Origin of the sequence: Cronobacter condimenti 1330 (genome assembly GCF_001277255.1) — a bacterium.
GTDB lineage: Bacteria > Pseudomonadota > Gammaproteobacteria > Enterobacterales > Enterobacteriaceae > Cronobacter > Cronobacter condimenti.
The window spans coordinates 330,977-345,496 of the sequence record NZ_CP012264.1; the positions used below are offsets into that span (position 1 = coordinate 330,977).

The 14,520-nt window shown below is 55.1% G+C and carries 8 protein-coding genes, 2 tRNA genes and 3 rRNA genes; 10 read left to right on the plus strand and 3 right to left on the minus strand.

Going from position 1 to position 14,520, the window contains the following annotated elements; genetic code table 11:
* The first annotated feature begins 19 nt into the window (after positions 1-19).
* Complete coding sequence (fre, locus tag AFK62_RS01550) at positions 20-721, plus strand: NAD(P)H-flavin reductase (RefSeq protein WP_007671168.1); 702 nt, start codon at positions 20-22, stop codon at positions 719-721.
* Between the two features lie 28 nt (positions 722-749).
* On the opposite strand, the gene AFK62_RS01555 is transcribed toward fre, so the two are convergent.
* The 3 genes from AFK62_RS01555 to fadB form a co-directional block, all read right to left on the minus strand.
* Positions 750-1,097, minus strand: coding sequence for a hypothetical protein (locus AFK62_RS01555; RefSeq protein ID WP_007671171.1), 348 nt, complete (start codon positions 1,095-1,097; stop codon positions 750-752).
* Positions 1,098-1,395: 298 nt separating this feature from the next.
* Positions 1,396-2,559, minus strand: coding sequence for an acetyl-CoA C-acyltransferase FadA (fadA, locus tag AFK62_RS01560; protein ID WP_007671174.1), 1,164 nt, complete (start codon positions 2,557-2,559; stop codon positions 1,396-1,398).
* A 10-nt stretch (positions 2,560-2,569) separates the two neighbouring features.
* The gene (fadB, locus tag AFK62_RS01565) at positions 2,570-4,759 is read right to left on the minus strand and encodes a fatty acid oxidation complex subunit alpha FadB (protein WP_053531681.1); all 2,190 of its coding nucleotides are present in this window, start codon (positions 4,757-4,759) and stop codon (positions 2,570-2,572) included.
* Positions 4,760-4,948: 189 nt separating this feature from the next.
* On the opposite strand from fadB, the gene pepQ reads away from it, so the two are divergent.
* From pepQ to rrf, 9 genes are all read left to right on the plus strand, one after another.
* A complete protein-coding gene (gene pepQ / locus AFK62_RS01570) occupies positions 4,949-6,280 on the plus strand; it encodes a Xaa-Pro dipeptidase (protein WP_007671180.1) in 1,332 nt (443 codons plus the stop codon).
* On the plus strand, positions 6,280-6,891 hold the full coding sequence (locus AFK62_RS01575) for an IMPACT family protein (protein WP_007671182.1): 612 nt from the start codon (positions 6,280-6,282) through the stop codon (positions 6,889-6,891). Before pepQ ends, AFK62_RS01575 begins: the two co-directional genes overlap by 1 nt.
* Positions 6,892-6,930: 39 nt before the next feature.
* Complete coding sequence (gene trkH, locus AFK62_RS01580; protein ID WP_007671185.1) at positions 6,931-8,382, plus strand: Trk system potassium transporter TrkH; 1,452 nt, start codon at positions 6,931-6,933, stop codon at positions 8,380-8,382.
* Positions 8,383-8,395: 13 nt separating this feature from the next.
* Positions 8,396-8,929 (plus strand): menaquinone-dependent protoporphyrinogen IX dehydrogenase, encoded by a 534-nt coding sequence (gene hemG, locus AFK62_RS01585; protein WP_007671188.1) that lies wholly within the window; start codon positions 8,396-8,398, stop codon positions 8,927-8,929.
* A 375-nt stretch (positions 8,930-9,304) separates the two neighbouring features.
* Positions 9,305-10,846 (plus strand): 16S ribosomal RNA (locus AFK62_RS01590).
* A gap of 70 nt (positions 10,847-10,916) precedes the next feature.
* Positions 10,917-10,993 (plus strand) — tRNA-Ile (locus AFK62_RS01595).
* A gap of 34 nt (positions 10,994-11,027) precedes the next feature.
* Positions 11,028-11,103, plus strand: a tRNA-Ala gene (locus AFK62_RS01600).
* Positions 11,104-11,271: 168 nt separating this feature from the next.
* Positions 11,272-14,176: ribosomal RNA gene (locus AFK62_RS01605) — 23S ribosomal RNA — on the plus strand.
* Between the two features lie 91 nt (positions 14,177-14,267).
* A 5S ribosomal RNA gene (rrf, locus tag AFK62_RS01610) occupies positions 14,268-14,383 on the plus strand.
* Together the 16S, 23S and 5S rRNA genes with 2 tRNA genes alongside form the textbook arrangement of a ribosomal RNA operon.
* Positions 14,384-14,520: the final 137 nt, after the last annotated feature.

Consider the following 14,520-nt stretch of genomic DNA (forward strand, 5'->3'; position numbering starts at 1 on the left):
GACCCGACAGAGGGAACGCATGACAACCTTAAGCTGTAAAGTGACCTCGGTAGAAGCCATCACGGATACCGTTTATCGCGTTCGTTTGGTGCCGGAAGCGGCCTTTTCGTTTCGCGCAGGTCAGTACCTGATGGTGGTAATGGACGAGCGGGACAAGCGCCCTTTTTCGATGGCCTCCACGCCGGATGAGCAGGGTTTTATCGAACTGCATATCGGCGCGTCGGAACTCAATCTCTATGCCATGGCGGTGATGGACCGCATTCTCAAAGAACGTGAAATCGTGGTCGATATTCCCCATGGCGAGGCCTGGCTGCGTGATGACGAAGAGCGTCCGCTGATCCTCATTGCCGGTGGGACGGGCTTTTCTTATGCCCGCTCGATTCTGCTGACGGCGCTGGCCCGTAATCCGAATCGTGATATCACGATCTACTGGGGCGGACGCGAAGAGAAACATCTCTACGATCTGGCCGAGCTGGAAGCGCTGTCGGTTGACCACCCGAACCTGAATATTGTGCCGGTGGTTGAACAGCCGGATGAATCGTGGCGTGGCCGTAGCGGCACGGTGCTGACCGCAGTTATGCAGGATTTCGGTACGCTTGCCGGACACGATATCTACATCGCTGGCCGTTTTGAAATGGCGAAAATCGCCCGCGATCTGTTCTGCAATGAGCGCAGCGCGCGTGAAGACCGCCTGTTCGGCGACGCGTTCGCGTTTATCTAAGACGTTCCCTTATGACGCCAGCCCTCGATTACGGGCTGGCGGCAATCTCCCTTCCTGACCAGACGTACAAAGGCTGATCGTTTTCCAGCAGGCAAAGCAGCGTGATATTTTTACGCGCCGGATGGTCAAGCTTTGCTGTCAGCTGCGTCGCAATATGCTGCTCGCCGACCTTTCCGTCATACCGTTCCACCACGACGCTTTCCGGGACAATCCGGGATTCGTTCAGCACCTGCTGAATATACGCGTGATTTTGCGACGTGTTGATAAGCAACGCCAGGCAGCGCTGCGCCAGCGTCTCTTCAGATAACTGCGACTGCACGGGAAACGAAAAAAACAGCGCAGCGGCAAGCGGCGCGACAGTAAGGCATCCTTTCATAGTATTCCTTGCAGCGTGATAGCGATAAAAGAGCCTGGCACAAACGTGGAAAATAAAAAACCCGCCCCTGACAGGCGGGAAGAACGGCAACTAAACTTTTCTCTCTTGGCCCTTAATGCCATAGCGGCGTTGGCTGCCTTCGCTCACCCCGGTTGTTGACTCCCGTCAACGCCCGAGGATCCACTCAGTTGCCGCCTTGCTCTGACAGTAATGGCGGTGAGATCAGGCTCTCTTGGCCCTTAATGCCATAGCGGCGTTGGCTGCCTTCGCGCCGCGATGCAACGGCCGTGTGAATGTTTCACACTCGCTCAAACACCGTCGCGATCCCCTGGCCGAGGCCGATACACATGGTAGCAAGACCCAGTTCGACGTCGCGGCGCTCCATCAGATTGATAAGCGTGGTGCTGATGCGCGCGCCGGAGCAGCCGAGCGGATGGCCGAGCGCGATCGCACCGCCGTTCAGGTTGATCTTCTCGTCTATCTGCTCCATCAGCCCCAGATCTTTAATGCACGGCAGGATCTGTGCAGCGAACGCTTCGTTCATCTCAAAGAGACCGATATCGCTTGCGGTCAGTCCGGCTTTTTTCAGCGCAAGTTTTGACGCCGGTACCGGGCCGTAACCCATGATGGACGGGTCGCAGCCGACCACTGCCATAGAGCGAATGCGGGCGCGTGGCGTCAGGCCAAGTTCGCGGGCGCGCGATTCACTCATCACCAGCATCGCCGCCGCGCCGTCGGAAAGCGCCGAGGACGTGCCTGCCGTGACGGTGCCGTTAGCCGGGTCGAATGCCGGTTTCAGCTGCGACAGCCCTTCGACGGTAGTTTCCGGGCGGATCACTTCGTCATAGTCATAACGCTTCAGCACGCCGTCAGCGTCGTGTCCGCTGGTCGGGATGATTTCCTGCTTAAAATGCCCGGCCTGCGTGGCAGCCCAGGCACGCTGGTGCGAACGGGCGGCGAAAGCGTCCTGCATATCACGGCTAATGCCATGCATACGCGAGAGCATCTCCGCCGTCAGCCCCATCATGCCCGCCGCTTTCGCCACATTGCGGCTTAAACCTGGGTGAAAATCGACACCATGGTTCATCGGCACATGGCCCATATGCTCGACGCCGCCCACGAGACAAACGCTGGCATCGCCGGTCATTATCATACGTGCAGCGTCATGCAGCGCCTGCATCGACGAGCCGCACAGGCGGTTTACCGTGACTGCCGGCACGCTGTGCGGGATTTCCGCCAGCAGTGCGGCGTTACGGGCGATGTTAAAACCCTGCTCGAGCGTCTGCTGTACGCAGCCCCAGTAGATGTCATCGATCGCGCTCGCCTCGAGCTGCGGGTTGCGTGACAGCAGGCTGCGCATCAGATGCGCGGAGAGATCTTCCGCGCGAACCTGGCGAAACGCGCCGCCTTTGGAACGGCCCATCGGGGTGCGGATAGCATCAACAATTACAACCTTTTCCATTCGTCACTCCTTAAGCCGTTTGCAGTTCGCCCACCGGGCGCGCGGGTTCAACCTGGGGATAATAAGGTGCGTTGTGGGTCGCTTTGTCGCGAAGCCCGGCAGGCGCTTCATAGAGCGGCCCGAGGTGCTGATAGTGCTGCGCCATCTCAAGATATTTTGCGCTGCCCTGGGTATCGAGCCAGCGGAAGGCACCGCCATGGAACGGCGGGAAGCCAAGGCCGTAGACCAGCGCCATATCTGCCTCGGCAGGGCTTGCGATAATGCCTTCTTCGAGGCAGCGCACCACTTCGTTCACCATGGGGATCATCATGCGCGCCACAATTTCTTCATCACTGAACGCGCGTTTCGGCTGGCTTACCTCTGCCAGCAGGCTGTCCACGGCGTCGTCCTGCTCTTTGCGTGGTTTGCCTTTACTGTCTTCTTTATAACGGTAGAAGCCCTGACCGTTTTTCTGCCCGAAGCGGCCTGCCTCAAACAGCGCGTCGATAGCATCGCGATAATCTTTTTGCATACGCTGCGGGAAGCCTGCCGCCATGACTGCCTGCGCGTGGTGCGCGGTATCGATACCGACGACATCCAGCAGGTATGCCGGGCCCATCGGCCAGCCGAACTGTTTTTCCATTACTTTATCGATCTGACGGAAATCAGCGCCGTCACGCAGCAACTGGCTGAAACCAGCAAAGTAGGGGAACAGTACGCGGTTGACGAAAAAGCCGGGGCAGTCGTTCACGACGATAGGGGTTTTCCCCATTTTGCTGGCCCAGGCGACGACTTTCGCGACAGTCGCGTCAGAGGTTTTTTTACCACGGATCACTTCGACCAGCGGCATACGGTGCACCGGATTAAAGAAGTGCATGCCGCAGAAGTTTTCCGGGCGTTTTAGTACGCTCGCCAGTTCGCTGATAGGAATGGTCGAGGTGTTGGAGGCGAGAACCGTGTCCGGGCGTACTTTGTCTTCGGTTTCGGCCAGCACCGCCTTTTTCACCTTCGGGTTTTCAACGACAGCTTCAACAACCACGTCAGCGCGCTCAAACCCGGCGTAATCCAGCGTTGGATGGATCGTTGCGATAACGCTGGCAAGTTTCATTCCGTTAATTTTGCCGCGTTCCAGCTGTTTATTAAGGAGTTTGCTGGCTTCGCTGATGCCGAGCGCCAGCGATTTTTCGTTAATGTCTTTCATGATGACCGGCACGCCTTTCCAGGCTGACTGGTAGGCAATGCCGCCACCCATAATGCCCGCGCCAAGCACGGCGGCCTGTTTTGGCGTCTCCGTCTCTTTGGTCAGCTTTTTCGCCTGACCTTTAACATATTGGTCGTTTAAGAAGATACCGACCAGCGCACGCGCTTCTGTGGAGCGTGCCAGCGGAACGAAGCTGTTATTCTCCAGCACGAGCGCTTCATCACGGCCAAGGCCAGCAGCGGCTTCAATGGTTTTCACCGCGATCATTGGTGCCGGATAATGTTTACCAGCGGTCTGCATCACCATGCCTTTGGCGATAGTAAAGCTCATGGCCGCTTCGATTTTGCTCAGGCGCAGCGGTTCAAGCTTCGGCTGGCGTCTGGCTTTCCAGTCAAGCTCGCCGTCGATAGCCTGACGTAGCATACGCAGCGCGCCCTCGACCAGGAGTTCTTGTTTCACCACGGCGTCCACCAGGCCTACTTTCAGCGCGGCGTCAGCGGTGATGTCTTTACCGGCGGCGATAATCTCAAGTGCGCTGTCAGCGCCCAGCAGGCGCGGCAAACGAACCGACCCGCCAAAGCCCGGCATGATACCCAGCTTGGTTTCCGGAAGACCGATGCGGGCGTCCGGCGTGGCGAGACGGAAATCGGTCGCCAGTACGCATTCGCAGCCACCGCCGAGCGCATAGCCGTTAATCGCAGAAAGTGTTGGTACTGGCAGATCTTCAAGACGATTAAACACGCTGTTGGCGAAGTGCAGCCACTGACTCAGTTGCTCTGCGGGCACCTGGAACAGCGAAAGGAATTCAGTAATGTCGGCGCCGACGATAAACGCGGCTTTTTCCGAACGCAGCAGCAGGGCTTTGAGCTGGGGTTCTTTTTCCAGCACATCCAGCGCATGACCGAGGCTTGCCACGGTCGCGGTATCAAGCTTATTCACCGAGCCGGGGGCATCGAACACCAGTTCGGCAATGCCGTCTTCCAGCCAGTTGAGGTACAGGGTGTCGCCTTTGTAAAGCATGTCGGTCTCCTGAATCCAGCAAGGGGATCTGGTCGTACCAGATGAAGCGGAGTGTGGAGTTGATGTTAATGAAATGCAAATTACTGTTTAAAAATTTGCAAACACGATCACGGATGGTGGAAAACGCTCAGCCACCAGACCGGTGTGCTAAGATGCCGACGTTGAGAGCTCAAACTTTAAAGGTAAAGTATGGATTCGCTGACTACCCTCTATAAAAATCATCTGGATACGCTTCAGGAGCGTACCCGCAATGTTCTCGCCCGCTTTAATGTGGACGCGCTGCTTATCCACTCAGGCGAGCTGTTTAACGTCTTTTTAGACGATCATCCCTATCCGTTTAAGGTCAATCCGCAGTTCAAGGCCTGGGTGCCGGTCACGCAGGTGCCTAACTGCTGGCTGCTGGTGGATGGCGTGAATAAGCCGAAGCTGTGGTTTTATCTGCCGGTAGATTACTGGCATAACGTAGAGCCGCTGCCGAGCGCCTTCTGGACGGAAGAGATAGACATTATCGCGCTGCCGAAAGCCGATGAGATTGGCAGCCAGTTGCCCGCTGCGCGCGGCAATATTGCGTATATTGGTCCGGTGCCGGAACGCGCGCTGAAGCTGGATATTCCCGCAGATAAGGTGAATCCGAAGGGCGTTATCGACTACCTGCACTTCTGGCGCGCCTATAAGACGGATTATGAACTGGCCTGCATGCGCGAAGCGCAAAAGACGGCGGTTAACGGGCATCGCGCCGCGCACGAAGCGTTTCTTTCCGGCATGAGTGAGTTCGATATCAATCTGGCTTACCTGACCGCGACAGGCCATCGTGATACTGACGTGCCTTACAGCAATATTGTGGCGCTGAACGAACACGCCGCCGTGCTCCATTACACCCTTCTCGATCACCGCGCGCCGTCTGAGATGCGCAGCTTCTTACTCGATGCTGGCGCGGAATATAACGGCTATGCGGCAGATTTAACCCGTACCTGGGCGGCCGACAGTGATAATGATTTCGCTGCGCTGATAAAGGACGTAAATGAAGAGCAGCTCGCGCTGATTAGCACCATGAAAGCGGGCGTCAGCTACATTGATTACCATATCCAGTTTCATCAGCGCATTGCGAAGCTGCTGCGCCGCCATCAGATTGTCACGGATATCAGTGAAGAAGCGATGGTGGAAGCCGATATCACCGGACCGTTTATGCCGCATGGTATTGGGCATCCGCTGGGCTTGCAGGTGCACGATGTCGCAGGCTTTATGCAGGACGATACAGGCACGCATCTCGCGGCGCCGGGGAAATATCCCTATCTGCGCTGTACCCGTGTACTGCAACCGCGCATGGTGCTGACGATAGAGCCGGGGATTTACTTTATCGAATCGCTGCTGGCGCCGTGGCGCGAAGGAGAATTCAGCAAGCACTTCAACTGGCAGAAGATTGAAGCGCTGAAACCGTTTGGCGGTATCCGCATTGAGGATAACGTGGTGATCCACGAGCATGGCGTGGAGAACATGACCCGGGATCTGAAACTGGCCTGATGGATAGCTGGCTTGTTCCGGTCGCACCGGTGACGTTTACGCAAGAGATTAAAAAGAGCCGCTTCATTACGCTGCTTGGACATACCGAGGGCATTGGGGCGGCAAAAGCGTTTGTCGCGCAGGTGCGTGCAGACTATCCCGATGCCCGACATTATTGTCAGGCGTGGGTGGCGGGCGCGCCTGACGACGCTCAGCAATTAGGGTTCTCTGATGACGGCGAGCCGCCGGGTACGGCCGGAAAACCGATGCTGGCGCAACTGATGGGCAGCGGTGTCGGGGAAGTGACGGCTGTGGTGGTGCGCTATTTCGGCGGTATAAAGCTTGGTACCGGCGGGCTGGTGAAGGCTTACGGCGGCGGCGTGCAACAGGCGCTGACGATGCTTGAAACTACCCTCAAGGTGCCGCTAACAGAATATACTTTGCTGTGTGATTACGCGCAGCTTGCGGGTGTGGAGTCACTGCTTGGCCAGTTTAATGGGCAGGTGGTCCAGAGCGAGTTTCAGGCACGTGTGGCGCTAAGGGTAGCGCTTCCACATACGCAGGTGGCCGCTTTTTCGGCAAAGCTCGCCGACTTTAGCCGTGGCGCATTGCATTTGTTGTCGGTTGAATAATAATCCCTCCCTTCATTTTGATTCCAAAGGAAACGGCAGATGCATTTTCGCGCCATTACCCGAATCGTTGGTCTACTGGTTATCCTGTTTTCCGGGACAATGATTATTCCCGGCCTGGTGGCCTTGTTATACCGCGACGGCGCGGGACGCGCTTTTACCCAAACCTTTTTTGTCGCCCTCGCCATAGGTGCCGCGCTGTGGTGGCCGAACCGTCATCAGAAGCGCGAACTGAAATCGCGGGAAGGGTTTCTCATTGTTGTGCTGTTCTGGACCGTGCTGGGCAGCGTCGGGGCCTTGCCCTTTATTTTCTCCGAGCGGCCTAACCTCACTATTACCGATGCCTTTTTCGAGTCGTTTTCGGGGCTGACGACGACCGGTGCCACGACGCTGGTCGGGCTCGACTCGCTACCACACGCCATTCTTTTCTACCGGCAGATGCTGCAATGGTTCGGCGGTATGGGGATCATTGTGCTGGCGGTAGCCATTCTGCCGATTCTGGGCGTGGGCGGGATGCAGCTTTATCGTGCCGAGATGCCAGGACCGCTTAAAGACAATAAGATGCGCCCGCGTATTGCCGAAACGGCCAAAACGCTGTGGCTGATTTATGTGTTGCTGACGGTCGCGTGCGCGCTGGCGCTCTGGTTTGCCGGAATGCCCGCGTTTGACGCGATAGGCCACAGCTTCGCGACCATTGCCATCGGCGGATTTTCTACCCATGACGCGAGTGTCGGGTATTTTGCGAGCCCTACCATTAATACCATTATTGCTATCTTCCTGCTGATTTCAGGCTGTAATTACGGCCTGCACTTCTCGTTACTCAGCGGGAGGAGCCTGAAGGTTTATTCACGCGACCCGGAATTTCGCATGTTTATCGGCGTGCAATTGACGCTGGTATTTATCTGCACGCTGGTGCTGTGGTTCCACGATACGTATGACTCGGCGGTGACGACGCTTAATCAGGCGTTCTTTCAGGTGGTGTCGATGGCGACGACGGCAGGCTTTACCACGGACAGTATTGCGAAGTGGCCGCTGTTTTTACCAGTGCTGTTGCTTTGCTCGGCCTTTATTGGCGGCTGCGCCGGGTCAACCGGCGGCGGGCTGAAGGTTATTCGTATCCTGCTGCTCTTTAAACAGGGCAACCGTGAACTGAAAAGGCTGGTGCATCCGAACGCGGTATACAGCATTAAGCTTGGTAACCGTGCGCTGCCGGAGCGTATCCTTGAAGCGGTATGGGGCTTTTTCTCGGCATATGCGCTGGTTTTTCTCGTCAGCATGCTGGCGATTATCGCAACTGGCGTGGACGACTTCTCCGCGTTCGCCTCCGTGGTGGCAACGCTCAATAACCTGGGGCCGGGCCTTGGGGTCGTGGCGGATAACTTTGCCAGTATGAATCCCATCGCCAAGTGGATATTGATCGGCAATATGCTTTTCGGGCGCCTGGAGGTATTTACCCTCCTGGTGCTGTTCACGCCAACCTTCTGGCGTGAATAACAGGGAGATAATAATGAAAACCTTAATTCTGTTTTCCACTCGCGATGGGCAAACGCGCGAAATCGCTTTTTATATTGCCTCACAGTTGCAGGAGATGGGGGAAGCGGCGGATGTCGTTAACCTGCAGCGGGCCGAAGAAATAGACTGGACGCACTATAATAAGGTCGTTATCGGCGCCTCGATTCGCTACGGACATTTCCATCCTACGCTGGATGCGTTTGTGAAGACGCATCAGCAGGCGCTCAATGCGATCCCTGGCGCTTTCTTCTCAGTAAATCTTGTCGCGCGTAAACCGGAAAAACGGACCCCACAAACAAATAGCTATACGCGGAAGTTCTTGTTGAACTCGCCGTGGAGACCCGATCACTGTGCGGTGTTTGCTGGCGCGCTCCGTTACCCGCGCTATCGCTGGTTTGATCGCTTTATGATTCGCCTGATTATGAAAATGACAGGTGGGGAAACCGATACGTCGAAAGAAGTGGTTTATACGGACTGGCCTCAGGTGGTCATTTTTGCACAAGAAGTGGCCCGTCTGACCCGTAATTAGTATCATTTCCAGGCGTCTTGCCTGGAAAATAAGCGAACAAAAACTTTTTTGAAATTAGGGGTTGTCAGCAGGAAAGAAGGCCCTATAATGCGCCTCCACTGACACGGCACAACGGCAAACGAGCCGGCCCGTCAGGCAGACGAAAGCGAAAATAAACGCTTGACTCTGCAGGAGGAAAGCGTAATATACGCCACCTCGCGACAGCAGGCTGTAAGCCGCGTCGCACCGCTCTTTAACAATTTATCAGACAATCTGTGTGGGCACTCGGGGCACTGATATCTTAACGTCTTCGGACGATAAATGAATATCAAGTCTCAAGTGAACAACAGTTAATTCATTACGAACTAACAGTTTAATTCTTTGAGCATCAAACTTTAATTGAAGAGTTTGATCATGGCTCAGATTGAACGCTGGCGGCAGGCCTAACACATGCAAGTCGAGCGGTAACAGGGAGAAGCTTGCTTCTCTGCTGACGAGCGGCGGACGGGTGAGTAATGTCTGGGAAACTGCCTGATGGAGGGGGATAACTACTGGAAACGGTAGCTAATACCGCATAACGTCGCAAGACCAAAGTGGGGGACCTTCGGGCCTCATGCCATCAGATGTGCCCAGATGGGATTAGCTAGTAGGTGGGGTAAAGGCTCACCTAGGCGACGATCCCTAGCTGGTCTGAGAGGATGACCAGCCACACTGGAACTGAGACACGGTCCAGACTCCTACGGGAGGCAGCAGTGGGGAATATTGCACAATGGGCGCAAGCCTGATGCAGCCATGCCGCGTGTATGAAGAAGGCCTTCGGGTTGTAAAGTACTTTCAGCGAGGAGGAAGGGAGTGAGCTTAATACGCTCATTCATTGACGTTACTCGCAGAAGAAGCACCGGCTAACTCCGTGCCAGCAGCCGCGGTAATACGGAGGGTGCAAGCGTTAATCGGAATTACTGGGCGTAAAGCGCACGCAGGCGGTTTGTTAAGTCAGATGTGAAATCCCCGGGCTCAACCTGGGAACTGCATTTGAAACTGGCAAGCTTGAGTCTCGTAGAGGGGGGTAGAATTCCAGGTGTAGCGGTGAAATGCGTAGAGATCTGGAGGAATACCGGTGGCGAAGGCGGCCCCCTGGACGAAGACTGACGCTCAGGTGCGAAAGCGTGGGGAGCAAACAGGATTAGATACCCTGGTAGTCCACGCCGTAAACGATGTCGACTTGGAGGTTGTGCCCTTGAGGCGTGGCTTCCGGAGCTAACGCGTTAAGTCGACCGCCTGGGGAGTACGGCCGCAAGGTTAAAACTCAAATGAATTGACGGGGGCCCGCACAAGCGGTGGAGCATGTGGTTTAATTCGATGCAACGCGAAGAACCTTACCTGGTCTTGACATCCAGAGAATCCTGCAGAGATGCGGGAGTGCCTTCGGGAACTCTGAGACAGGTGCTGCATGGCTGTCGTCAGCTCGTGTTGTGAAATGTTGGGTTAAGTCCCGCAACGAGCGCAACCCTTATCCTTTGTTGCCAGCGGTTCGGCCGGGAACTCAAAGGAGACTGCCGGTGATAAACCGGAGGAAGGTGGGGATGACGTCAAGTCATCATGGCCCTTACGACCAGGGCTACACACGTGCTACAATGGCGCATACAAAGAGAAGCGACCTCGCGAGAGCAAGCGGACCTCATAAAGTGCGTCGTAGTCCGGATTGGAGTCTGCAACTCGACTCCATGAAGTCGGAATCGCTAGTAATCGTGGATCAGAATGCCACGGTGAATACGTTCCCGGGCCTTGTACACACCGCCCGTCACACCATGGGAGTGGGTTGCAAAAGAAGTAGGTAGCTTAACCTTCGGGAGGGCGCTTACCACTTTGTGATTCATGACTGGGGTGAAGTCGTAACAAGGTAACCGTAGGGGAACCTGCGGTTGGATCACCTCCTTACCTGTAAAGATACAACCTCGTAGTGCTCACACAGATTGTCTGATAGAAAGTAAAGAAGCAAAACCTCTACAGGCTTGTAGCTCAGGTGGTTAGAGCGCACCCCTGATAAGGGTGAGGTCGGTGGTTCAAGTCCACTCAGGCCTACCAACTCCCCACGGAGTTGCTGAGGTTTAACTACGATGGGGCTATAGCTCAGCTGGGAGAGCGCCTGCTTTGCACGCAGGAGGTCTGCGGTTCGATCCCGCATAGCTCCACCATCACTTCAGAGTGTACTCACTGAGTATACTGCGAAGTATTTGCTCTTTAACAATCCGGAACAAGCTGAAAATTGAAACAGACACGCTGTTGCATTCTTCCGTAATCAGGAATGCGCGGTGTGTCAGAGTCTCTCAAACTCGCAGCACGAAGACTTCTTCGGGTTGTGAGGTTAAGCGAACAAGCGTACACGGTGGATGCCCTGGCAGTCAGAGGCGATGAAGGACGTGCTAATCTGCGAAAAGCGCCGGTAAGGTGATATGAACCGTTATAGCCGGCGATGTCCGAATGGGGAAACCCAGTGCAATTCGTTGCACTATCTCAGCATGAATACATAGTGCTGTGAAGCGAACCGGGGGAACTGAAACATCTAAGTACCCCGAGGAAAAGAAATCAACCGAGATTCCCCCAGTAGCGGCGAGCGAACGGGGAACAGCCCAGAGCCTGAATCAGTTTGTGTGTCAGTGGAACGGTCTGGAAAGGCCGGCGATACAGGGTGACAGCCCCGTACACGAAGGCACACAGGTTGTGAGCTCGATGAGTAGGGCGGGACACGTGATATCCTGTCTGAAGATGGGGGGACCATCCTCCAAGGCTAAATACTCCTGACTGACCGATAGTGAACCAGTACCGTGAGGGAAAGGCGAAAAGAACCCCGGCGAGGGGAGTGAAACAGAACCTGAAACCGTGTACGTACAAGCAGTGGGAGCCTTCGTAAGAGGGTGACTGCGTACCTTTTGTATAATGGGTCAGCGACTTATATTCTGTAGCAAGGTTAACCGTATAGGGGAGCCGAAGGGAAACCGAGTCTTAATTGGGCGTTAAGTTGCAGGGTATAGACCCGAAACCCGGTGATCTAGCCATGGGCAGGTTGAAGGTTGGGTAACACTAACTGGAGGACCGAACCGACTAATGTTGAAAAATTAGCGGATGACCTGTGGCTGGGGGTGAAAGGCCAATCAAACCGGGAGATAGCTGGTTCTCCCCGAAAGCTATTTAGGTAGCGCCTCGTGAACTCATCTTCGGGGGTAGAGCACTGTTTCGGCTAGGGGGCCATCCCGGCTTACCAACCCGATGCAAACTGCGAATACCGAAGAATGTTATCACGGGAGACACACGGCGGGTGCTAACGTCCGTCGTGAAGAGGGAAACAACCCAGACCGCCAGCTAAGGTCCCAAAGTCATGGTTAAGTGGGAAACGATGTGGGAAGGCCCAGACAGCCAGGATGTTGGCTTAGAAGCAGCCATCATTTAAAGAAAGCGTAATAGCTCACTGGTCGAGTCGGCCTGCGCGGAAGATGTAACGGGGCTAAACCATGCACCGAAGCTGCGGCAGCGACACTTATGTGTTGTTGGGTAGGGGAGCGTTCTGTAAGCCTGCGAAGGTGTGCTGTGAGGCATGCTGGAGGTATCAGAAGTGCGAATGCTGACATAAGTAACGATAAAGCGGGTGAAAAGCCCGCTCGCCGGAAGACCAAGGGTTCCTGTCCAACGTTAATCGGGGCAGGGTGAGTCGACCCCTAAGGCGAGGCCGAAAGGCGTAGTCGATGGGAAACAGGTTAATATTCCTGTACTTGGTGTTACTGCGAAGGGGGGACGGAGAAGGCTATGTTGGCCGGGCGACGGTTGTCCCGGTTTAAGCGTGTAGGTGTGTGTTCCAGGTAAATCCGGTTCACTTTAACACTGAGGCGTGATGACGAGGCACTACGGTGCTGAAGTAACAAATGCCCTGCTTCCAGGAAAAGCCTCTAAGCATCAGGTAACACGAAATCGTACCCCAAACCGACACAGGTGGTCAGGTAGAGAATACCAAGGCGCTTGAGAGAACTCGGGTGAAGGAACTAGGCAAAATGGTGCCGTAACTTCGGGAGAAGGCACGCTGACATGTAGGTGAAGCCCCTGCGGGTGGAGCTGAAGTCAGTCGAAGATACCAGCTGGCTGCAACTGTTTATTAAAAACACAGCACTGTGCAAACACGAAAGTGGACGTATACGGTGTGACGCCTGCCCGGTGCCGGAAGGTTAATTGATGGGGTTATCGCAAGAGAAGCTCCTGATCGAAGCCCCGGTAAACGGCGGCCGTAACTATAACGGTCCTAAGGTAGCGAAATTCCTTGTCGGGTAAGTTCCGACCTGCACGAATGGCGTAATGATGGCCAGGCTGTCTCCACCCGAGACTCAGTGAAATTGAACTCGCTGTGAAGATGCAGTGTACCCGCGGCAAGACGGAAAGACCCCGTGAACCTTTACTACAGCTTGACACTGAACATTGAGCCTTGATGTGTAGGATAGGTGGGAGGCTTTGAAGCGTGGACGCCAGTCTGCGTGGAGCCAACCTTGAAATACCACCCTTTAATGTTTGATGTTCTAACCTGGCGCCGTGATCCGGCGTGGGGACAGTGTCTGGTGGGTAGTTTGACTGGGGCGGTCTCCTCCCAAAGTGTAACGGAGGAGCACGAAGGTCAGCTAATCCTGGTCGGACATCAGGAGGTTAGTGCAATGGCATAAGCTGGCTTGACTGCGAGAGTGACGGCTCGAGCAGGTGCGAAAGCAGGTCATAGTGATCCGGTGGTTCTGTATGGAAGGGCCATCGCTCAACGGATAAAAGGTACTCCGGGGATAACAGGCTGATACCGCCCAAGAGTTCATATCGACGGCGGTGTTTGGCACCTCGATGTCGGCTCATCACATCCTGGGGCTGAAGTAGGTCCCAAGGGTATGGCTGTTCGCCATTTAAAGTGGTACGCGAGCTGGGTTTAGAACGTCGTGAGACAGTTCGGTCCCTATCTGCCGTGGGCGCTGGAGAATTGAGGGGGGCTGCTCCCAGTACGAGAGGACCGGAGTGGACGCATCACTGGTGTTCGGGTTGTCATGCCAATGGCACTGCCCGGTAGCTAAATGCGGAAGAGATAAGTGCTGAAAGCATCTAAGCACGAAACTTGCCCCGAGATGAGTTCTCCCTGAGACTATAAGTCTCCTGAAGGAACGTTGAAGACGACGACGTTGATAGGCCGGGTGTGTAAGCGCAGCGATGCGTTGAGCTAACCGGTACTAATGAACCGTGAGGCTTAACCTTACAACGCCAAAGAAGTCTGGCGTGTTGAGAGACAATTCAGCTTGTGACGGATAAAATCCTGTGGCCGGAAGGCGGCGGGAAACAGAAATTGCCTGGCGGCTGTAGCGCGGTGGTCCCACCTGACCCCATGCCGAACTCAGAAGTGAAACGCCGTAGCGCCGATGGTAGTGTGGGGTCTCCCCATGCGAGAGTAGGGAACTGCCAGGCATCAAATAAAGAACCCCTCAGCACTGCTGAGGGGTTGTTGCTTTATAGCTCTTCAACATTATTATGTCTTCACGCTAATCGATGCTGTCTTAGCCTTCCTGCTTTACCAGATCAAATGACGCTATAAACAAGCCATT

Bases quoted from the DNA above. Each gene is read 5' to 3' on its own strand.
- pepQ (WP_007671180.1), top strand. From the start codon at position 4,949: ATGGATTCGCTGACTACCCTCTATAAAAATCATCTGGATACGCTTCAG.
- AFK62_RS01575 (WP_007671182.1), top strand. From the start codon at position 6,280: ATGGATAGCTGGCTTGTTCCGGTCGCACCGGTGACGTTTACGCAAGAG.
- fadB (WP_053531681.1), bottom strand. From the start codon at position 4,759: ATGCTTTACAAAGGCGACACCCTGTACCTCAACTGGCTGGAAGACGGC.
- fre (WP_007671168.1), top strand. From the start codon at position 20: ATGACAACCTTAAGCTGTAAAGTGACCTCGGTAGAAGCCATCACGGAT.
- hemG (WP_007671188.1), top strand. From the start codon at position 8,396: ATGAAAACCTTAATTCTGTTTTCCACTCGCGATGGGCAAACGCGCGAA.
- trkH (WP_007671185.1), top strand. From the start codon at position 6,931: ATGCATTTTCGCGCCATTACCCGAATCGTTGGTCTACTGGTTATCCTG.
- AFK62_RS01555 (WP_007671171.1), bottom strand. From the start codon at position 1,097: ATGAAAGGATGCCTTACTGTCGCGCCGCTTGCCGCTGCGCTGTTTTTT.
- fadA (WP_007671174.1), bottom strand. From the start codon at position 2,559: ATGGAAAAGGTTGTAATTGTTGATGCTATCCGCACCCCGATGGGCCGT.